At 52.1% G+C, this 19,416-nt stretch carries 22 protein-coding genes; 10 read left to right on the forward strand and 12 right to left on the reverse strand.

Features of this window, described 5'->3' with window-relative positions; genetic code table 11:
* The 6 genes from D6783_02940 to D6783_02965 form a co-directional block, all read right to left on the reverse strand.
* The coding region (locus D6783_02940) for a hypothetical protein (GenBank protein ID RME53079.1) at positions 1-180 on the reverse strand (180 nt) is incomplete at its 3' end.
* 88 nt (positions 181-268) lie between these two features.
* Complete coding sequence (locus D6783_02945) at positions 269-1,294, reverse strand: hypothetical protein (protein RME53060.1); 1,026 nt, start codon at positions 1,292-1,294, stop codon at positions 269-271.
* A 6-nt stretch (positions 1,295-1,300) separates the two neighbouring features.
* Complete coding sequence (locus D6783_02950; protein ID RME53061.1) at positions 1,301-2,380, reverse strand: mRNA surveillance protein pelota; 1,080 nt, start codon at positions 2,378-2,380, stop codon at positions 1,301-1,303.
* Between the two features lie 103 nt (positions 2,381-2,483).
* Positions 2,484-2,663, reverse strand: coding sequence for a hypothetical protein (locus D6783_02955; protein ID RME53062.1), 180 nt, complete (start codon positions 2,661-2,663; stop codon positions 2,484-2,486).
* A gap of 89 nt (positions 2,664-2,752) precedes the next feature.
* Positions 2,753-3,838 carry a hypothetical protein gene (locus D6783_02960; GenBank protein ID RME53063.1) on the reverse strand — a complete coding sequence of 362 codons (1,086 nt, stop codon included), beginning with the start codon at positions 3,836-3,838 and terminating at the stop codon, positions 2,753-2,755.
* A gap of 55 nt (positions 3,839-3,893) precedes the next feature.
* Positions 3,894-4,085 carry a hypothetical protein gene (locus D6783_02965; protein ID RME53080.1) on the reverse strand — a complete coding sequence of 64 codons (192 nt, stop codon included), beginning with the start codon at positions 4,083-4,085 and terminating at the stop codon, positions 3,894-3,896.
* A gap of 63 nt (positions 4,086-4,148) precedes the next feature.
* On the opposite strand from D6783_02965, the gene D6783_02970 reads away from it, so the two are divergent.
* The 7 genes from D6783_02970 to D6783_03000 all read left to right on the forward strand — a co-directional run bounded on the left by D6783_02970 (position 4,149) and on the right by D6783_03000 (position 11,902).
* On the forward strand, positions 4,149-5,255 hold the full coding sequence (locus tag D6783_02970; GenBank protein ID RME53064.1) for a hypothetical protein: 1,107 nt from the start codon (positions 4,149-4,151) through the stop codon (positions 5,253-5,255).
* 73 nt (positions 5,256-5,328) lie between these two features.
* Positions 5,329-6,927, forward strand: coding sequence for a hypothetical protein (locus D6783_02975; GenBank protein ID RME53065.1), 1,599 nt, complete (start codon positions 5,329-5,331; stop codon positions 6,925-6,927).
* Positions 6,924-8,180: a hypothetical protein gene (locus tag D6783_02980; GenBank protein RME53066.1), complete on the forward strand. Its 1,257-nt coding sequence runs from the start codon at positions 6,924-6,926 to the stop codon at positions 8,178-8,180. The genes D6783_02975 and D6783_02980 overlap by 4 nt, the downstream gene beginning before the upstream one ends.
* Before the next feature lie 134 nt (positions 8,181-8,314).
* Entirely contained in the window at positions 8,315-9,628 is a 1,314-nt protein-coding gene (locus tag D6783_02985) for a hypothetical protein (protein ID RME53067.1), read from the forward strand.
* Between the two features lie 53 nt (positions 9,629-9,681).
* Positions 9,682-10,710: a hypothetical protein gene (locus D6783_02990; GenBank protein RME53068.1), complete on the forward strand. Its 1,029-nt coding sequence runs from the start codon at positions 9,682-9,684 to the stop codon at positions 10,708-10,710.
* Positions 10,711-10,837: 127 nt separating this feature from the next.
* A complete protein-coding gene (locus D6783_02995) occupies positions 10,838-11,296 on the forward strand; it encodes a hypothetical protein (GenBank protein ID RME53069.1) in 459 nt (152 codons plus the stop codon).
* Positions 11,297-11,401: 105 nt separating this feature from the next.
* Positions 11,402-11,902: a hypothetical protein gene (locus D6783_03000; protein ID RME53070.1), complete on the forward strand. Its 501-nt coding sequence runs from the start codon at positions 11,402-11,404 to the stop codon at positions 11,900-11,902.
* A 70-nt stretch (positions 11,903-11,972) separates the two neighbouring features.
* Here D6783_03000 and D6783_03005 read toward each other — a convergent pair whose 3' ends face one another.
* Both D6783_03005 and D6783_03010 read right to left on the reverse strand, forming a co-directional pair.
* Positions 11,973-12,938: a replication factor C small subunit gene (locus D6783_03005; protein RME53071.1), complete on the reverse strand. Its 966-nt coding sequence runs from the start codon at positions 12,936-12,938 to the stop codon at positions 11,973-11,975.
* A 173-nt stretch (positions 12,939-13,111) separates the two neighbouring features.
* On the reverse strand, positions 13,112-13,378 hold the full coding sequence (locus tag D6783_03010) for a hypothetical protein (protein RME53072.1): 267 nt from the start codon (positions 13,376-13,378) through the stop codon (positions 13,112-13,114).
* On the opposite strand from D6783_03010, the gene D6783_03015 reads away from it, so the two are divergent.
* Together D6783_03015 and D6783_03020 are read left to right on the forward strand one after the other, a co-directional pair.
* On the forward strand, positions 13,281-14,723 hold the full coding sequence (locus tag D6783_03015) for an AAA family ATPase (GenBank protein RME53073.1): 1,443 nt from the start codon (positions 13,281-13,283) through the stop codon (positions 14,721-14,723). The two genes, D6783_03010 and D6783_03015, sit on opposite strands and share 98 nt — an antisense overlap.
* Before the next feature lie 5 nt (positions 14,724-14,728).
* The gene (locus D6783_03020) at positions 14,729-15,076 is read left to right on the forward strand and encodes a hypothetical protein (protein ID RME53074.1); all 348 of its coding nucleotides are present in this window, start codon (positions 14,729-14,731) and stop codon (positions 15,074-15,076) included.
* A gap of 38 nt (positions 15,077-15,114) precedes the next feature.
* Here the strand turns inward: D6783_03020 and D6783_03025 are convergent, their stop codons facing one another.
* On the reverse strand, positions 15,115-15,363 hold the full coding sequence (locus D6783_03025) for a hypothetical protein (GenBank protein ID RME53075.1): 249 nt from the start codon (positions 15,361-15,363) through the stop codon (positions 15,115-15,117).
* Positions 15,360-16,526 (reverse strand): SMC-Scp complex subunit ScpB, encoded by a 1,167-nt coding sequence (gene scpB, locus D6783_03030; protein RME53076.1) that lies wholly within the window; start codon positions 16,524-16,526, stop codon positions 15,360-15,362. The genes D6783_03025 and scpB overlap by 4 nt, the downstream gene beginning before the upstream one ends.
* A gap of 196 nt (positions 16,527-16,722) precedes the next feature.
* Here scpB and D6783_03035 point away from each other — a divergent pair, with 196 nt between their 5' ends.
* A complete protein-coding gene (locus D6783_03035; GenBank protein ID RME53081.1) occupies positions 16,723-17,484 on the forward strand; it encodes a ZIP family metal transporter in 762 nt (253 codons plus the stop codon).
* 42 nt (positions 17,485-17,526) lie between these two features.
* Here the strand turns inward: D6783_03035 and D6783_03040 are convergent, their stop codons facing one another.
* Positions 17,527-18,309 (reverse strand): DUF106 domain-containing protein, encoded by a 783-nt coding sequence (locus tag D6783_03040; protein ID RME53077.1) that lies wholly within the window; start codon positions 18,307-18,309, stop codon positions 17,527-17,529.
* A 146-nt stretch (positions 18,310-18,455) separates the two neighbouring features.
* Entirely contained in the window at positions 18,456-19,415 is a 960-nt protein-coding gene (locus D6783_03045; GenBank protein RME53078.1) for a hypothetical protein, read from the reverse strand.
* Position 19,416 lies beyond the last annotated feature (1 nt).

A 19,416-nucleotide genomic window follows, 5' to 3' on the forward strand; every position in this document is an offset into this window, starting at 1 on the left:
CTTCTTCTCCAAACTCTCCAACACATCATACGAACGAGAACGCGGCACATTCGCAATATCACTCAACTCACCCGCAGTACTCACACCACGAGAAAGCAAAGCAGTCCAAATCTTCACTTCATAGAGGTTCAGATTAAAATATCGTCGTAGCTTGCTCAGAAACTCTTCTCGTACAATCATGTCTTCGCCTCCAAAAAGCGGGTCAAAAATACAATCTTGACCTCACCCCCTTTTCAGTAGCAAAAAGTATATAACTACTATAAATATGTTACTGTTTTTTACGGCTCGGGAATGGTGCTGTTTTACTCTGCAATGAAGTTTTACGTTCTCCCTTCACGAGGTAAAACGCTTCGTTCGGTATGACGACCTGAGCAGATTCCTTCTTCTCAAGCCAGCGCAGAAACCACCTCCTCCGCTCAAGAGGGATTTGTGCTTTCCCACTCAAGCTCTCCGTCGAAAAACTCACCACCACCCATGACGACCTACTAAGCAACGCTTCAAGCAAAACAACACTACAACCTCGCTTCTGCGTTTCCAAAACATCGAGGAGTTTGAAGAGGAACACAACATCCACCTCCACTTCAGGCACGCCCTTCGTCAAATCACCAAAAAACACATCTCCAGCAATCCCCCTCCCTCTCAAGTACCGCTTCACGAACTCCGCGTCCCTCCTGCTCAACACATGAACATGATACGTGGGCGCGCAACCAAGGAACGGATAGGAGAACACATTATGCCCGCTCCCGAGATCAAGAATCTTCTTTGGTTTCCCAGTGACCGCGAACAAGTCTGCATAGAGCCTCTCATAAAACAAGACCCGTTCATTCGTGCTCCGGTGCAAACGAAGAAGCGCCCGATGCTCCTCAATGCCAGGATGCTTCAGCACGTTTTCCAAGAGCCGCTCGCGCTTCTTCCAAGACGGAAGCCAAAACGCACCGTAGATGTCACGAAGAAATGCGCGCACTTCTTTTTGCACTCTTCGAACAGAAGCATTCCTCACAAACGAGGAATCACGCAGGACGTCATTGGAGACCCTGCTTTCACCCTCGCCTCCCGAACCCTTCGCGCTCAACGCCGCAGCGGCGACGCGCTCATACATGCGCGGGTTCTTCTCCAAATACTTCCTTACTGCACGGATAACAAAATCCTTATCAAGACCTGACAACTCTTGCTTTTTGAGCACGGATTCTGAAAGCACATTCGCCAAAGCAGCAACACTCGCACTCGCCATCTCTTTTCTTCCACGTGCAACAGAGACATTATGCGAACCGCTCAAACGCTTCCTCTCGCCCATGCTCTCTCACCAGCGCTTTATGCAGGCAATCCCGCCAACACCTTCAAGAACCCTGTTTGCATCATCAGTAGAAAAGATGTGCACCTCACCCCCTACACCCTCAACCGTTCGCAACACCGCCTCAACATTTCCGAAGATGCCTTCCTCTTTCCAACGCGCAATCGCCTTATCAGCAACAAAAACGCGCGAGACGTTCCCTTCCTGGGCAAGCTTGCTCACTTCGGACAAGCCGCATCCGGACCTCTCCTGCGCAATGGCCGCCTTTACCTCTTCAACAAGCCCCGCTTCCTTCGCCGCCCGCTCACTCTGCAACATCGAGCGCAGCTCCGGACGCTTCAACACTTCCATAATGCCTGCTTCTGAAACACTCGAACACGTCACCGACACCGTCTTCTCCTTGAGCTTGGCAGGCAAGGCCTCCTGCAAATACCCGCTCCAGAAATGAGGGCTGGCAAGAATTATCGTGTCTGCACGGTGCACATTAGCAAGCTCGACCACGATGTTTGCAAGCTCGGCATAAAAGCTTGAGTGCGCAACTTTCATATCTGCTTTTTTCGCAACACTCCCCCGCTCTCGCCCGACAACTTCATAACCAGCAGGCGTCAGCTTCGCAACCAATGCTTCCTCCCTGTCAAAGAGAACAAGCAAAAAAACTCTGCGCTCTCTTTGCACACTCTCCAACAAGTACTTTTTTTGATAGCTCCCCCACGATTGCTTCTGCAACGTGAGAACGGTTCCTGCTTCAACAGTAATAGTGTGATGCGCCCCGGCGGGGATGTCTTCAGGGCCTTCAAGGATGACGCCGCTCACCCTGAGCGCCTCGTGCGAGAGTTCTGTTTTTTCTACACGCAGCGTGAGCGTCACTTTCTTTCGTACAACACGCGGGTTTCGCTCCGAAGCCGCGTCACCAATCTTTATCTTCCGCTCCGTTCCTGCCCGCACCGTATCCCCTTCTTCTATGAGCTGGTGCAAATACCAAAAGTCGTCACTCTGCTCTGCCTTGAGCAGTACTTTGCCATTCTTCCAATCCTCTTTAATAATTTGCATGAGTGCGCTTCCTGACCGTTCTGCCAACGCCGGTGCCACCGATATGCAGGCGTTGCAGCAGGCGTTGCACAACCCATTAATGACCACTTATATAATATATTTGCCATTACCCTTTCTATTTCCCTTTCTTCTCCATTTTTTCCTAACGTCCTCTCACAACACGTGCTGCACGAAACCCGAGTGCTTCACCACTGCACCGAAAGCGAACAAGAGACCGAAAAACCTCCACTAAAATAAAATAAAAAAAAGCGACAACAAAAAGCAACAACCCCTGTGAGAACCCCTGCTTGACAAGGAAGCCAGAGAGAAACGGCGCAAACACCGTAGCCCCTAATCACGCACAGGCAAACACAGGAGCAAGCATGAAGCCACCCTTCCTTCACCTTCAGCCAGCGAGAAATAGCGTTCTCTTCACTTCGCTGTTTTCTTCTTCGACTTCCGCCCGGCTTTCTTTTTAGCAGCCCTCCCCTTCGACCGCTTCGGCGCGGCCTGCTTCACCACGCTACGACGCTTCTTCGAAAGCGGCTCTCGCGCCTTCGCCGCTCCTTGCCTCTTTGAGACCCTCACTCCCTTCTGTTTTTTCGCCCGCGCTCTTTTCGTAGATTTCGTAGCACTTCCTTGCTTTTTTGAAGAAGATTGCTTCTTCCTCGTGTGCTTTGAAGAGGACAGCCGGGCAGGAATGAACGGCACTTCCTCAATCTTGTCAACACCACGCTCCTCTTTTTCCAGCGCCTCTTTTTGCTTGCGCAAATCTTCCTGAATTTTTTTCAAAGCCTTGCGCGCTTCTAACTCGAGTGCGGATACGTCGCTTGACGCGGGCACTTCGCGAACACGCTCTCGCTCTCTTAAAACGCTCCGCTCCATCTCGCCATCCGCCTCCAGGAGGGGGCGGGGAGCATTACGAAGTGAAACATGAACGGCATGATCTTTCTTATACGTCTCCAAGACGAAAAAGATGCGAAGAATCGCTGCAACGGCAGCGCCGGCGCGCATCGACGTGGAAGAAGCGGGCATGCTGAGGACGAAAAGAAAAAACACTCCGTCAAGCACGGCTATTGCCGCGTGCCAGTTGAAGTTCCCCAAAAACTTCTCCTCAAGAAGCAACCGTGCAAGTCCTGCATTCAGCCTGACCGAATGGGCGTGCAGCTCCCACGCGAAAAAACGAAGGGCGAGGTTGCCAATGGCAACAAGAAGTGCGAATGCAAGAATCGGTAAAGGAAGAGCAACGCCAAGAAGCACGAGAAGGTAGATCAGCCAGAAAAGAAAAGAAACCAACACGACAACAACTCCTGAAAGGAAAATAGCCAACGACCACACCTGCCTTGCCAGCGCTGAAGAGGCCGCCTTGTTTTGATCTGCAAAAGCACTCGCCTCCTGCAAGGGCGCGCCGTCTCGACGCGAAGCAGTCTCGCCCTGTTTCGACGTATCGGCGCCCTCGCGTCCATCGTTACTGGCGGCACCAGCAACGCGCTCTCGATTAGCACTTGACAAAACCACTGACCAGCATCACCACCTTTGAACCTCAAAAAAGAACGCCTCTTTTTATGTTTTTTTATATTTTCTGTTTTCTGTTCTCCGTTATGTTTTCTGTGTTGCCCTGCGGGCTTTCGCAAGGCCAAAAGGGCGATACCAACAAAAAAAAGAGAAAGAAGAAAAAAAGAAAAGAGAAACGAAAAAACAGGAAAAAACACCAAAAGAAGCCCTGCGTCGAAAAGAAATATTTAAATAGTCTTGCGCGTAGGATTTGACTATGAATCAACGAGGACAAAGCGGGTCCCGAGCAGCAACCTTTGTTGTTCTCATCGGCGTGATCCTTTTCTTCTACATCCTCCTCCTTCCCGCAGAAGACCGCAACGTCCTCCTCAACGATGGTCCAACCTTCGTGCCAGGAGCGCCGTACCAAGGGCATGCACTCTTTGCCAAACAAGTAGGACTCGTCGTTCCCGGCGGCGAAGACGCGATCAAACACGCCCTCCCGCCTGTCCCGCTCTTTACGAGAAAGGACGCACAAGAACTCCTACGCGTTGCAAACGTAGCCGTGACGAGGAGCTTTCTAACCAACCGCAAAGCAACCTTTCGCTTCAACGCGCCGCCAGGAACAACCGATCCCGTCTTCCTCTCCTTCAACGTGGAAGAAGGGCACGGCAAACTCGGCATCGCGCTCAACGGCGAAACCATCTACCTCGACAACACCCCGCCAGGAAGCCCTCCTCCCATCACCCTCCCCTCGACCACGCTGCGAACGGGCGACAACAACATCACCTTCTTCACAGACTCCCCAAATCCATACTTCTGGTCGCGACACGCCTACACCCTGCGAAACGTTGTCATCGCAGCTGACGTCGTCGACAAAAGTTCCACCGTGGCAGAACAACACTTCTCGCTGAGCAGAGACGAACTCGGCAACACACAATCCGCCACGCTAGAACTCTTCCCCACCTGCGACCAGCCCGTATTCCTATCCATCAGCATCAACGGAGGACTGCTCTTCTCAAGCTTTGTTGAATGCAACACCCTCCTCACCCTCGAAGTCTCACCACAATGGCTCCGGCCGGGAGACAACACCGTTCAATACCTCATTGAAAACGGCGCGGTCTACATCGACCAAGCAAGAATCAACACCATCCCAAGGAAAGCAAGCCCGTCTCTTTTCTACTTCAACATCCCACCCGCCGCGTACAACGACCTCGTTTCGGGGAACGCACAAGCAATACTTACCATCTCCTTTGCAGAATTCGGGAAACGAAAAGTAGGCACGATCAACCTTAACGGCTACCTCGAAACCTTTGACACAACCGATGTGGCCTACCAAACACCCATCAGCGCCCGCTTCCTCAAACCTGCTGGAAACACCATTCACTTCCTCGCACAAGACCCCTTCATCATCCGAGAAGCTCGCATTGACCTCATCTAGTCGGCCAACCCCCCTTTCATCACCTATCGTTTCATCCTCGAGCGCGCAAAAGAAAAAAAAAGAGAGAACGGCCATGACACCCTCAACACCCCCTCCTCGCCAGGAACGCCCCTCACGCAAAGAGGAACCTAGCAAGCTCCGCGAGGCCGCAGTTAAAAGCGCTGTCGGTGCACAAAAAGTAGCAATCATCGGTTTACAAAAAGCAAAAGACAGCAAAGCAGGACTCTTCTTTCTGGCCTGGTTCCTCGTCTTCCTCGCAGACTTCTTCTTCCAATTCGAACGAGCCAACCAAACGTCCTACGCTTTCCTCATCCTCTACATCATCCTCGCCTTTCTTGCAGCGGCCCTCCTCGAAGGAAGCTTCCTCCACACACTCCCTATCGCCATCGCCCTCTCGCTCATCTCCTGGGCGCTTCCCTGGATCGTGAGCACCTACCTCATCCCACTAACGCCTTTCAGTGTCCTTCTCCTCATCATCTTCCCCGTCTGGCCACTCTACCTCGCCTTCTTCACAGGCGACGACTCCCGCATCACCATCTGGGCAAGGAGATGGTTCATCTTCTGGGCAGTAATCGGCATCATCATCAGCTTTCAATTCGTACACATAGCAACACCCCTCACCGAAACCATCCAATCAAGCCACCTCCCTGTCTTTCAAGCAATGACCTCCCTCTGGGACCAAGTCAAGGGCGGCGTCGTCACCATGATTTGGGGGCCTGTTGAAACAGGCAAACAACTCCCAAAAAAAATCGTCAATTTCATTGAAGGTTACAAACGCGACGTTCTCCTCTACCAAACCGAAGTAGACAACCCCGACAAAGAACTGCCCTACGCTGTCAAAATAGAAACCCGCCTCTCAGGACAAGAACCAATCACGGCAACCCAGACCACCTACATCATCTCCCAAGTCACTGCAGCAACCCTGCACGGCAACGCGTACGACATCATTCCTAGCTGCAGAAGCGACACCGGGATCAGCGGCGACACCTACCCTTCCAAAATCACCGTCCACGACAGACAATCCCGCTCCGTTCGATGCACGTTCAGCCCCGGCACCTTCCAGCCCGGACTGAGACGAAGAGCCACCGTATCGCTCACCTTCCCCTTCCGAACAGAAGCGATAATCCCCTTCGTCTTTATGAACCTCAACATCTACAGCGAGTTTGAACGCTACGAAGGTTTTGAAGAACTCTTTTCCGAAATCAAAAAACCCGTCGTGATCCAAACGCCAGGCCCGGTCAACCTCGCCGTGAAAGGAGACATGCAAACCCTCCCCGTCACCATCGACCCAGCACATCCTGAAGAGTTCGACCGACTCATCTCGTGGGAACTCAAACCCGCAATGCCACAACACAGCAAAGGCAAGGTTCGCTCCGTCACCAGAATGGAACTCGAAATCCCCCGCCCCTTCACCCTCAAAGGCTGCACACCCATCCAACCAGACCAAGTAACCCCTTCAGAAGAGGCGACAGTTTACCTCTGGAACAAAGCCCTTCTCAACGAGAGACAAGCCGTCACCAGCGTTGACTGCTTCCTTGCGATCAACCCGGAAGATGAAGCGCTCTCCACCCTGCTCACCTCAGACCCTGGAGCAACACGAACATTCAAAATCTCGGCGGATTACATCTTCGAACTCAGTGATCAAACAACATTCCGGGTGATTCAAGCATGACACCTCGCGCGCCGCGGTCCTCCTTCAGTCCGAACACGCTCGCCATCATCGCAGCACTCTTCTTTCTTGCCCTGCTCTCCTCCTGCTCCCAACCCCCAACCACACCCCCCATCTACCAAGGAAGAGAAGGCGTCGTGTTCGACTTCACACCTGGCCGACCGCCCGATGAAGTATTCGAAGGCAGAAGCTTCGTTCTGAGCATCCTCGCCCATAACAAAGGAGCAAGCTCGTTGAACAACAACTCATTCGGCATCGTCAAGCTCGGCTTCGACCCGCGGTACCTGCGCCTCACCAGAACACTCCTGCCAGACATGAACATCCAGCTTGAAGGAAAATCTGAAGCATACCCGCAGGGCGAGCAGAACGTCTTTGACATTGCGCTCTTCGAAGCAAAACAAGCAGACGCTTCGTTCTCTCAATCATATACAGACATTTCGCTTACCATGTGCTACCCGTATCGCACCTTCCTTTCCACCCCCCTCTGCGTTGACTTAAGCAAGTACTATGAAAACCGCAGAGATGAAGTGTGCTACGCAACACCCCTCGCCTTCCAAGACCAAGGCGCGCCCGTCGCCATAACCACCGTCGAATCCGACTTCCTCCCCCTCCCCTCGCCTGAAACAGAAGAGTTCAAAGTGAAACCTGACATTCGCATCACCATCACGCACATTGGCAACGGCATCATCCTCGCCCCGACACCTCAAGAAACACTAGCACAGCAATGCAGCCTGCAAGGAAGCGAAGAAACACTCAACACCGTGCACATCAACGCAACGCTCGGAGGAAAACAACTCTCATGCACTCCAGAACTCGTCCACCTAATGGAACAAGAAGGCACGGTCTTTTGCACCTTCCCGGGTGACGAGGGCGTGCTCGGAAAGTCAAACTACGAAACCATTCTCACCATCGAGCTCACCTACACCTATCTTGAGACCAAGAAAAAGCAAATAACGATAACACACGCTAGGCAAAGCCCGGGTCCGACGCTCGTAGAAGAAAGAGAATGCCAGGAAGGCATGATCAAGGTTGGCGAATCCTGCCTTTCGCTCTGTGAATACTGCGCAACACATCTGAGCGAGCCGCGCTGCGAATTCTTCAACGCATACCCCCTCTATAAGGAGAACGGCAGCAGCTTCTCGTGTTCTTGCACGGCGAGAGAGTGCCAAGTGCTCAACGCAAACAACCCTCTTGACCAGCAGCGATGCATCTTTAACAACCGCGCATGCGACATCGGCTTTTGCTGCGCAAAATAAAGAGCAGAAGAGCACGCCAGCAAAAGCGCTCGCCCTCTCCGCTCGTTGCCTTTTCATACCTTTTCGTTTTTCGTAACTGCGTCGCAAACTTTATAAATTATCATGTGCAGTGAGAACAAAAATATCGTTCCACCATGCACCGCAAAACACGATCAGCACTTTTCGTTCTCGCTGCCATAAGCGTTCTGCTTCTCTTCTCTTCATGCACCTTGTGGAATGGGAGAACCAATCCAGATTCGCCGCCTTCCACCAGGGAGTACTACGAAGGAACACGCGGCGTCGAAGCACGATTCGTGCGAGTGCCCCCGAAACTCTACTACTACGCCGGTGGAGGACGAGAAGACAACCCTATCGACATTGAAGTCGAAGTAGCCAACGTGGGCGCGAGCATGGCTCGAGGCGGACTCTACCTCTCCGGCTTTGACCCCAACCTCATCACCTTCGACGATATCTTCATCGACCCTGACGGAGCAGGAGCCTGCGCCCTTGACGTGGGCAACCTCGCAACGGGCAGGTTCGGCGCCGTGTTTCGCTGCGACGGGGTACGCATCGGGACGAGCAGGAGCGGCGGCATTGACGTTCGCATAGAAAACCTTGCGCAAACCATTGATGACGTCTTCGGGACGCATATTTCCTCCAAAAAACTCTTCACCAGCCCCATCAGCGTCGACTTTTCCAAAGAAGACAGCGGATGGCGAAGCGAAATATCCTTTGCGGGCGTCGACTACGAGTACGCCAAACGAGGCCGCCTCTTCCTCTCCCTCTTCGCCGGCCTGGACTTTGACCGCTACAACGGCCTCGAGTACATCCTTGCAGGAGACACGTACGAGTACCCAGGAGGAGAAACCGCCCTGCACACCTACACGGGCTACCTGCACGATTGGCCCGCAGGACTCGACGAAATCCGGCAAAACTTCCTCCTCACCAGCTGCTACCTTTACACCACCTACGCAACACCACTCGTCTGCATCGACCCAGAACCCTTCAACGAAGGAGAAAAAGTTTGCAGACCACGAACCATCACGTGGGGCAAGGGCCAAGGAGCCCCCGTCACGATAACATCCATCTACCAAGAAAACACACCTCTCAAAGTCCGCTTCGACTTTGAAGTCCGCAACGTCGGCACCGGGAAGATCTTCGACCCCGGCTACATTGAATACTGTTCACCGTACTTCCCCGGCCGCGTCACCAGCAAAATGCTCGACGTCGTTTACATTGGTGACGTACGAATCGGCACCGCCAGTCTCATCGAAGGAGACCCCCGCCTCGAATGCTCACCTGACTTTAAAGTCCGCCTCCAAAACGGCGTTGGGCGATTCACGTGCAGCTACGACATCAGCCGGCTGCGCAACCTGAAATCAGCCTTTGAAACACCACTCATCATTGAACTCTGGTACGGCTACTCCCAAACCGACCGAAGAACCGTCACCATCAAACGCATTACGTAATGCAGAACCAATCCTACAATACCCCCCTGTCGATAGATTTATAAAGGTGAACGTTGAGGAAAGAGGAACTAGAGGAAAACGAAACGATGAGCGGACACGTTTTTAAAAACACTGCCTTCCTCCTTCTCCTCACCGTACTGCTCGTCCTCGCGAGCTGCAAATCCTCTCCTGACACGAACACTATTCCGCCCCAATTCAAAGGAGGCAACGTCGGCCTGGAAATGTACTACTTAGACGGCATGCCTCCCGCTGTTATCTACGACAACGGCCAACTGCCCTTCGCCATCGGCCTGATCATCAGCAACGTGGGGGAGGCAGACGTCGGCCCGGGAACACCAAACCCCTTTGTAGAAGTGTCCCTCACCGGCATCAATCCTGTTCAGTTCGGCGTTACGGAAGCCGACCTCGTCCAAAGCCTCGCAACAGAGCTTCGCGGCTCAAAAATGAACTTTGACGGCCAACCCATTGACGGAGACATCACCCAAGTCACGTTCGATGGCCTCAGCTACCTCCCCGACCTCTTTGGCACATCACCCATCGCCATTCGCTCCAACCTCTGCTACGACTACCAAACATTCACCACTACCCAAATCTGCATTAAGAACGACGTTGTGGAGACTTCAGGCGACGTTTCTATTTGCCAAGCGAGAGGAGAAAAAATCCCGCAAAACTCCGGCGGGCCGGTTCACATAACCTCCCTCGTGCAAAACCCCCTCAACAACAATAAAATTCAGGTTGTTTTCCAAATAGAACACGTCGGGACAGGCCAAATCTTTGCCAGAACTGAGGGGGAACATTGCGACTATTCTGTGCGCAACTTGCGCAACAAAAACGTCGTTGACGTCATTGTACGACCGCTTGACGATCCTAACTACCGCATTTCCTGCCCGCGCTTTAAAGGCTCAAATCAAGGGTCTGTTGTTCTGCTCAATGGCGCGCCGACACAAGTCACGTGCACCATTGAAAACGTCGGAGGAAGTTCCGTCCAAGTCTTCCAAGACTGGCTCGACATCGAGCTGCGCTACCGCTACGGGCAGTACATCGACCAACAAATTCTTATCCAGGACACGCCCCAACCATAACCCCGCCTAGCGCCCGCCATTACTTTGTTGGAAAACACGAGAGATGCTGGGCAAGAGCCCTGCGCTAATCGCTCCTTGGAGTTGACTTTCACAATATTTAAAAAACCATTTTTATTCAAGTGCCACCATGCAATCAAATAGGACGCTTCATTCTCATTTCATAGCTGCGTCGCTGGCCATACTCCTCCTCGTTCTTGCCGGGTGCAGCGCCACAGACCAAAGCCCACCGCAAACAGCGCCAAGCACGAGTCGTGAGCAACCAGCAACCCAGCCCACAACACCACCTGCGCCTTCTGAAAAACCAGAGCAAGCACAAAAGCAGGAACAAGAACAAGAGCGCTTCTTTTCGCTTGCAGACGTGGCCAGCCATGCTACGAAGGAGGACTGCTGGATGGTCATCCACGGTAACGTCTACGATGTCACAGCATATGTTTCTTCCCACCCTGGCGGCCCCGCAATCCTCCAAGGGTGTGGCAAGGACGCGACCGACTTATTTGAAACCAGGCCGATGGGATCCGGCACGCCCCACTCTCAAGGAGCAAGGAATACGCTGCAGTCCTTCCTCATTGGCAAGCTCAAGCCGTGAAGCCTCTTTTTTTATGCGATTCTTCGATGCGAGACGCTAAAAAGAGTGCCCCCCACACCACTTGCGAGAGTTCTCACTGCGTGGTAGCGAAAGCTTTATAAGTTGATGTTGCTTTCTCCTCTGCTAAACCGACAAAAACGGAGGAAAAAAATCCCGAGCACCATGAGACCAACGAAACAACTCCTCACCATCACTGCCGCACTCCTCATCACCCTCCTCTTAGCAGGGAGCACGCTCGCCTACACCGTCTACTCAACGACGAGCACAGGACGATACTACCCCTCGTACCACTACACCCGCTGGAGCAGGAGCTCACAACCAGTGAACCTCTACATCGGGCCAGGCCCGACAAACATCGACAACTCAGCAAAATTCTACACCTACACGTCACCGCCCCGCTCAGGAGGATTCTCCCCGGGCGGCGTCGGCCAACTCTGGGGCCTTCGCAAAGCAGTCCCCTACATCTACTCTCCCGTCAACTACCCCACGTGGTACCAACCCTACTACGCCTACCCCTACGCTACGACCTGGTACGGCAATTACTATCCGCGAAGAGCAAGTCTCAACGCGCCGTTCTACAACGCTTTCAGCAGCATCGGCTTCTAACGGCTGAGAAAAAACTTACTGAAGAAAACAATGCACACTCGCTTGTTGAGACCGCGCTTTTTCTCCACTTTTACGACGTTTGCCGAGCGCCCTCGCGAACCACAAACGCCAAGAGCGCTTCGAGCTGGACGAACTCGTCAGCGCCTTCAACAAGGTGGAACTCAGCCTCGCCGCACCGCTCCGTTATAGCAAGCTTTAACGCATCAGGGAAGTCCATATTCCAAACCTGCTGTTGAAGCTGCTTAATGACATCAAGCCCCGACAAGCCATAGGTAAGCATGGTTGAAAACAACTCATCCCTGGCTCGCTTAAACTCGCCCTTGACCGCCAAGCTCAACACGTTTTGAAGCTCCTTTGGGCGCGCCAAGCTTGCCAAGAGAAAAATTGAAGACTCAGAAACCTTCTTGCTCATCGCGGCGCACGCCTGCAAAATATTTTCAGCCTTCCTCACATCCCCTCTGCACGCATCGAAAAGCGCCTTCTTCGCATTCTCATCAATAGTGAGCGATTCCTCCTTTGCAATACGATCCACGATCTCGTACAAATCCTGCTCGCTCAAGGGCTTAAACTTGAACAGCGTACAGCGAGACTGTATGGGATCAATGATTTTGCTTGAGTAATTACAACTCAAGATGAACCTGCACGTTTGCGTAAAGTTTTCCATCGTCCGCCTCAACGCTTGCTGCGCCTCCTTCGTGAGCGCATCACACTCGTCAAGATACACAATTTTAAAGGGAGCATCACCAAAAGGGCGCGTCCTGGCAAAATCTTTTACTTTAACGCGAATAACATCGATGCCCCGCTCGTCCGACGCGTTCAATTCTAAGAAGTTCTCCGTCCACGCCTCGCCGAAGAGCTCCCGTGCAATAACAAGCGAGAGTGTCGTCTTCCCAACCCCCGCAGGGCCTGCAAAGAGCAAGTGAGGCATGTTCTTCGCCTTGACAAACGAGGAAACCCTGCCAACAACATCTTCCTGGCCTTTGATTTCAGAAAACGTCCTTGGCCTGTATTTCTCCGTCCACACCGCAAAATCCATAGAAAAAGAGTGACCCTCTTGCGTTATTTAAACCTTGCCACTCCGAGCACCACACCCGAACGCCAACCCAAAAAAAAACGCTGCAGGTACACAAAACAAGAACGGCCTTTTAAAAGCAGCAGTGGCGAGCAGCCCTGCCGAACTTCATCACACCTATCACTACACCTACAAACCTAGACGATATCCTCTTCACTCACGACAACGTAATCACCTGTCGCGATAACGGCAGAGTAAGGAATGAGCAAGTCCCCTTCTTTTGATCGCTCAAGCTCGAGCTTCTCCGTGTAACTCGTCGGGCTTTTCAAAACAATATGAATTAATTCACCTGAACTCGCCTCAAAAATGATGTCTCCAACCTCGCCAAAACGTTTCCCCGTCTTGGACACGACAGTCTTCCCTAAGAGCTGCTTAGAAAACTTCTTCTCTTGTTCCTTTGCCATATCCTCGTCGATTGCTGAGCGAGTATTTAAAACTTTCGCTCGACGACAACAGAGCACACCCCCCTCTGAGAAAAAGCAAGAATCCAGTTCTTACGCACGACCTTTGTGTTCTGGAAGCAAGCAAAAAGTTTATATGCACAACACGCGTAAGAAGGCCTATCGTGCGGTCGACTGTTTAGTAGTTGTACATGAGCACCTCTTGCTTGAGAAAAAAAAAAGGAGAAAACAGGAAAGACTGCCATCAACCCATAAAACGCTCAACAAGGCCAGAAAAACGCCTTTGAAAAACAACACCTCCGCCATGACGTGGTACACCGCACTCGGCTTCAAAGAAAACCCGCTCGATATTCGCCCAAACCCGCGACTCGTCGGCCTCCAATACGAAGAAGAGCTGCTCAAGAACTTCATCTTAAAAGGAGAACTCTGCTTCCTCACAGGCCTGACAGGGAGCGGCAAAAGCAGCCTCCTGCGAAGAGTCGAACAAACCCTCCCCGGCCACACCTTCATCTACCTCGACGCACAAGACCTGCCCCCTGGCTTTCGCCTCGAAGACGAACTCAAGAAGAAAAGGTCCTTCTTCGACCGACTCAGGCTGCGCAACTTCCCCTCAAAAACACCCGTCCTTCTCATTGATGAATTCCAAGACACCGACCCCCGACTCGTCCTCGAAGCACGAGCCAAGTGGGAAAACAAACAAGCACGACGCATCAAGGCCATCATCATAGCCCAAATCGACAAAGTCCTGCGCAACGTCACGCCCGCCTTCAAGGAACGCCTCGGCAACCGCATCATCGAACTGCGAACGCTTGACAGCGACGAAATGAAAGACATCATTCGCCTCAGACTTAAACGAGGGAGAAAAAACTTCTCTCAGAAGATCGAAGAAGAAGCCCTCGGCCTCCTCGTAGCCTGCGCCGACGGCAACCCCCGGCGCTTGCTAGAATACACCGAACTCCTCTTTGACTTCCACCACACCAAGTTCGGCCAAAACAACCCACTCATCAAGAACCCGCGCTACCGCATCACGTACCACGCTGCAAGGGAAATCCTCGCCGTGAACGGCATCAACGTTGCACAGTACTCAACATCAAAACCCAGAGCACGAGGTATTGAAGCGTTCAAGAAAAAATTCAACCAGCAAGAGCGCGCCCTACTCAGATTCCTCATGACCGGCCAAAAAACGTACAGAGACATCGCAAGACATCTTCGCACAACAAAGGCCAATGCAAAGAAACAAGTCCAAGCTCTCAAACGAAAGGAGGCTGTTGTCTACGCAGGAAAGCGTGGTAAGGACGGCCTGTTTGAAGCCGCACCAAAAATTAAGCGCCTGCGGGTGAACGTGTGAGCGCTATGCTTTTCTTTTCAGAGCGGTTCAAACGCTGGCAAGACCGGCACCGCCACGATATGAGCGAACTCGACAGGGTTGAGCGTGAACTCAAACACATACAAGACAACCCCCACACTGGCAAGCCCCTCGGCATCCCTTGCCTTCATGAAAAAAAGTTTGGAAACAAGCGCATCCTCTACCTGTACTACGACGACCTTCACGCTGTTTTCGTCATCGATGTCGTTGACAAAAAACACCAGAAGCAAGAAATCTCCCTTATTAGAGAACATGTGCACCTTTTTCGAGACCACATCCAAAAAGCATTCCACAAAAACACGCAAGCAAAACACGTAAACAATACCGGACCATAATCAACAAGGCCAAACAACAAGAAAAAAAACACCTTTGCTTACTCGCGGCTCTCACCATCCGCAGAAGAGGAATTGTCTTCGGCAGTCGCGCTTCCCCGCTCAGAAGGCATGCCGAGCAGCTCCCGAACTTTCTTAATGTGCTTGCACACCCTCCCCTCCCTTACAGCACTAATAATGAAATCACGGCATTCACAAAACGGTTGCACAATGTCAACGTGATAGACGTCCTTGCCAGACTCGCTTGGCACAAGAAACTTCTCCGATCCTCTTTCTTGAACAATATTCATGACTCATCCTTCCCACGCTCTTGCTTTGACTCGGCGCCCTGAGCGCCTTCGTGCTTCGTGACAGTTCCGACGTTTGCTTCTTTCTTCGCGTCTTCTTCTCCAGCACCGTCTGATTGTGGAACGACCAGCGGAGCCGCCTCTGGCAAAATAGCATCATCTTCTGTCTCAGTCTGCTGCTGCTCTTTTGTTAGCCGCTCCTCCTCCGCTTCAATCTCCTCCTCAACGTCTTTGCTCAACGGCTCGAGAAGCGTCGGCTCACCGGTAAAGATGCTCGCCTCCTTTTGTTCCGCCCCTTCTTCGAGTTTCACACCCTCTTGTTCAGGAGGGTTCGCTTCCTCACTTCCTGCAGGCAACACCTTTTCACGCTCGAACAACGCGTCACGCTCCAACTCGTCGTTCTTCTCTCTCACCGATGCAATTTTCTGCTCAATTTCTTGCAAAAACACTTCCTGCTCTTTTTTTTGCTCTGGAGAGATTTCAATTTTTTCAAGCGCCTGCTTTACTTGCGCAGGTTCAGGAAGCGGCGAAGCCTCTTCTTGAGGAGGAGGCGGCTCGGGCTTTTTCACGTCTTCAAAAAATTTGTCTACATCAGCCTGGTCCTCAATGTCAAAATACTCGTAGAACTTTTCAGAAAGCTTGAGCCGATACGACCTTCCTTCCGGCACTTTCGTAACGAAACCGAACTTGACAAGCTCAGCAATGTGCTCGTACGCTCCAGAACCACGAATCTTTACCACATCCGCCTGAAGCGGGTTTTTCTGATACGCAATTACTGCCAACGTCTCCATGATGGGCATAGCGAGTTCCGTGTCAGCAACGATTTGCTGAACGAGTGAGAGGTACGCCTCGCGAACGTTCATCTTCCAAGCGCCGTTCTCCTCAAAAAACGTGAGCGCGCTGCCTCGCTCATCATACTCTTGCTTGAGCTGGGCCAACGCCTGGTTGAGCTCGCCAATGTCAGCGCCGGTCAAGCTCGAGAGTTGATCGACCTTCATTGGTTTTCCAGAAGCAAACAAGAGCGCCTCGACCTTCTGCTTCAGGGGCAAATGATCGCTAGAGGGTTGATTGCGAGAAGGCGACGGGCTTGGCTCCTTCAACGCCTCATGCAGGGCTTCAGCTGAACCAGCGTTTTTTTCTTCTTCCACCGTTCTTGCGTTGCACAAGTGCCAAATATTTAAAGGTTTTGAGAACAAAACCCTTTTTTTTCCATATTGAAATCATTTTGTGGGTGAAGCCAAACACCCACTCCCCCGGTCCCGGCTTCACACACTTCTTTCAAAGACGCAAAAAGAACAAAACTTTAAAAGAAAGAACCAAAGAAACACAAAAAAAAACAAGCCACAAAAACCCCGCTGCACAATGCCCCTTCTCAACGACCCCCTCATCCTTACTATCCTCAGCATCACCCTCGTTAGCCTCATCTCGTTCATCGGCGCCATCACGCTCGCACTCACAACTAAAACACAACAAGCAATCACCATCTACCTCGTCTCCTTTGCAGCAGGCACCCTCTTAGGCGACGCCTTCCTCCACATCCTCCCAGAACTAGGAAGCCTCAACACCGAACTCTCAACAGGCATTCTCATCCTCGCAGGCATCCTTGCAAGCCTCATCCTTGAACGCTACCTTCACTGGCAACACTGCCATAAACACACAGACCTCGCCCACGCCCACCCCTTCGCCTACATCAACCTCGCCGGTGACGCAATACATAACTTCATCGATGGCGTCATCATCGCAAGCAGTTACCTCGTCAGCACCAGCGTTGGGGTAGCAACAACCCTCGCAGTTATCGCCCACGAGATACCCCAAGAACTCGGCGACTTCGCCATCCTCATTCATGGAGGGTTTCGAAAAGGAAAAGCCCTCCTCTTCAACTTCCTCACCGCGACAACCGCCTTCCTCGGCGCCATCGCCGCCCTCCTCCTCACTACTATCGCCGAAAGCGCCACACCCTACCTCCTCGCCTTCGCTGCAGGAAACTTCATCTACATAGCATGTACAGACCTCATCCCCGAACTCCACAAAGACGCGTGCGAAGCCAAACCAAAACAAGCAACACTCGCAGCCTTCCTCCTCGGCATCTTCGTCATGCTCGCCCTCAAGCTAACACTAGGATAACCGGCCAAAACCAACTAAAAAAATAATCTAACGAAAAATAATCTAACTCACCCGCAAGAGCTTTCTGAGCACCAAGCTCAACACAAGAGAAAACAAAATATACGTTCCCAACCAGCCAGGACGCCACCCGAACAAGCTTACCGACCCCAACGGCTTTACAGGCTCGTACCCAATCTGAATCTCACGAAGAACACTCCCTTTCACCTTCACCCGGGGAGGAGCGTACTCCCTCCCTTCAGAAATGACCACTTCCGCCCCGTGCTCTTCAAAGAACGCGCCGGAACCGAATTTTACCTTCAACGAATACTCCCCCACGTCACCTGCCAACTTCCACGTAGCAACGGAAACGCCGTCTTCTTCAACAAGCGGAACGGTCAGCGGCGACTCGTTTCGCAACGGAGGAGACGAGGACAACGTCACGTCCCCCTCGAGACCGTCACTAAAAATCGCCCGCACCTCAAACACGTCCCCCGGACCAATAGGAAGATAAGCAAAATGTGCATTCAACCAACCGAAAATGATGATGATCGGGATCATGGTAAATAACGTCGGACGAAACGAGTGGCGCATGTACTCCAAATTCTTCGGCATGAGCTTCGACTGCACTTCCATCAACTTTTTCGGATCATCCTTAAAGCGCTTCATATCCTGCTGAAGCTGCTTCATTTCTGCCTTGAGCGTCCGCATACGCTCCTGATCTGTCAAGTACTTGTACGCAACCGTTACGAGAACGCTAATCACGGAAGCAATAATCAAAATCCCCAGCCAAGGAGGAAGCAACAAGAGCGGACCTAAAAGAGGATCAAGCAAGAAATCAAGAACCACACGACCACCTCCACACTTCCGAGGACATCACCACACCCCTTGTCTCAAACACGCTACGAACATCCGACACCACCATGAACGGCAAAGAAAGCACCTATATAAAGATAGTGCTTGGCCGTCAACGAGTACTTCACACCCCGCAAGAACTATTTCCCCATAAACTTCCTCAACATCGGATTCATATCCATAACGTGCTGCTGCGCAACCTCTTCATACAACCGATACACAATCATAATCGTCAATAAGAGCCCCGTTCCTGACGTGAGTGCCCCCAAGAGGTCTGCACTCGCCGCCAAGAGACCTACCGCCAAGCCACCCATGACCGTCAACGGCGTTATGTACCGCTCAAGCATGCGCTCTAACACGCGAGGATCCTTCCGAAACCCCGGAATTTGCAAACCTGACGCCAACATTTGCTTTGCTTGCGACCGTGCATCAAGCCCCGAGGTCTGCACCCAAAACCACGAAAACAGCACTGAACCCGCTGCGAACAAAAAAACGTAGAGTATTGCTTGAAAAAACAACGTTGCCGAAACGTTGCTCACACCCCCTACGATGATGTTTCGCAACAGGTTCGGATTGAACAACAGCGCGGCAAGACCGCCAATCGGCGTTCCTGAATCACTAAACTCTCCCAAAAACGTCCCATGACCCAGCCAACCTTGCAAGAGGCGGGCAAAGAGTTGGACGTTCGCGATGAGCGCTGCAACCAGAATGACAGGAATGTTGCTCGTGTAAAAAAAGTTAAGTGGCCAGCGAACCCCGTGCCCCCTCACACGACCAAAACTCAACGGGATTTCAACCTTCATTGCCTGCGTGTACACCACCACAGCAAAGATAAGTGCGGTCGCGGCAATGGAGGATATGTGCAAAAGCGCCGTTGCAACATCCCCATCGGCCAATGCGCGAAACAAATCAGGCAACACCCCAACAAAGGCAGAAGCCGCTCTTTCCTCACGAAGGGGGCTGAGAAGACGAATGAACAAGTGCTGAGAAACACCTGCTGCAATGAAGAGACTGATACCTGAGCCAAACCCCCACTTCGAGATGACCTCATCCATGAACATGATCATCAAACCACCAAGGGTGAGCTGAAACACCAAAATA

The sequence above is a fragment of the Candidatus Woesearchaeota archaeon genome, from assembly GCA_003694805.1.
GTDB lineage: Archaea > Nanobdellota > Nanobdellia > Woesearchaeales > J110 > J110.

Bases quoted from the DNA above. Each gene is read 5' to 3' on its own strand.
- D6783_02945 (RME53060.1), bottom strand. From the start codon at position 1,294: ATGGGCGAGAGGAAGCGTTTGAGCGGTTCGCATAATGTCTCTGTTGCA.
- D6783_02975 (RME53065.1), top strand. From the start codon at position 5,329: ATGACACCCTCAACACCCCCTCCTCGCCAGGAACGCCCCTCACGCAAA.
- D6783_02980 (RME53066.1), top strand. From the start codon at position 6,924: ATGACACCTCGCGCGCCGCGGTCCTCCTTCAGTCCGAACACGCTCGCC.
- D6783_02985 (RME53067.1), top strand. From the start codon at position 8,315: ATGCACCGCAAAACACGATCAGCACTTTTCGTTCTCGCTGCCATAAGC.
- D6783_02995 (RME53069.1), top strand. From the start codon at position 10,838: ATGCAATCAAATAGGACGCTTCATTCTCATTTCATAGCTGCGTCGCTG.
- D6783_03000 (RME53070.1), top strand. From the start codon at position 11,402: ATGTTGCTTTCTCCTCTGCTAAACCGACAAAAACGGAGGAAAAAAATC.
- D6783_03005 (RME53071.1), bottom strand. From the start codon at position 12,938: ATGGATTTTGCGGTGTGGACGGAGAAATACAGGCCAAGGACGTTTTCT.
- D6783_03015 (RME53073.1), top strand. From the start codon at position 13,281: ATGATGTCTCCAACCTCGCCAAAACGTTTCCCCGTCTTGGACACGACA.
- D6783_03010 (RME53072.1), bottom strand. From the start codon at position 13,378: ATGGCAAAGGAACAAGAGAAGAAGTTTTCTAAGCAGCTCTTAGGGAAG.
- D6783_03020 (RME53074.1), top strand. From the start codon at position 14,729: ATGCTTTTCTTTTCAGAGCGGTTCAAACGCTGGCAAGACCGGCACCGC.
- D6783_03025 (RME53075.1), bottom strand. From the start codon at position 15,363: ATGAATATTGTTCAAGAAAGAGGATCGGAGAAGTTTCTTGTGCCAAGC.
- D6783_03035 (RME53081.1), top strand. From the start codon at position 16,723: ATGCCCCTTCTCAACGACCCCCTCATCCTTACTATCCTCAGCATCACC.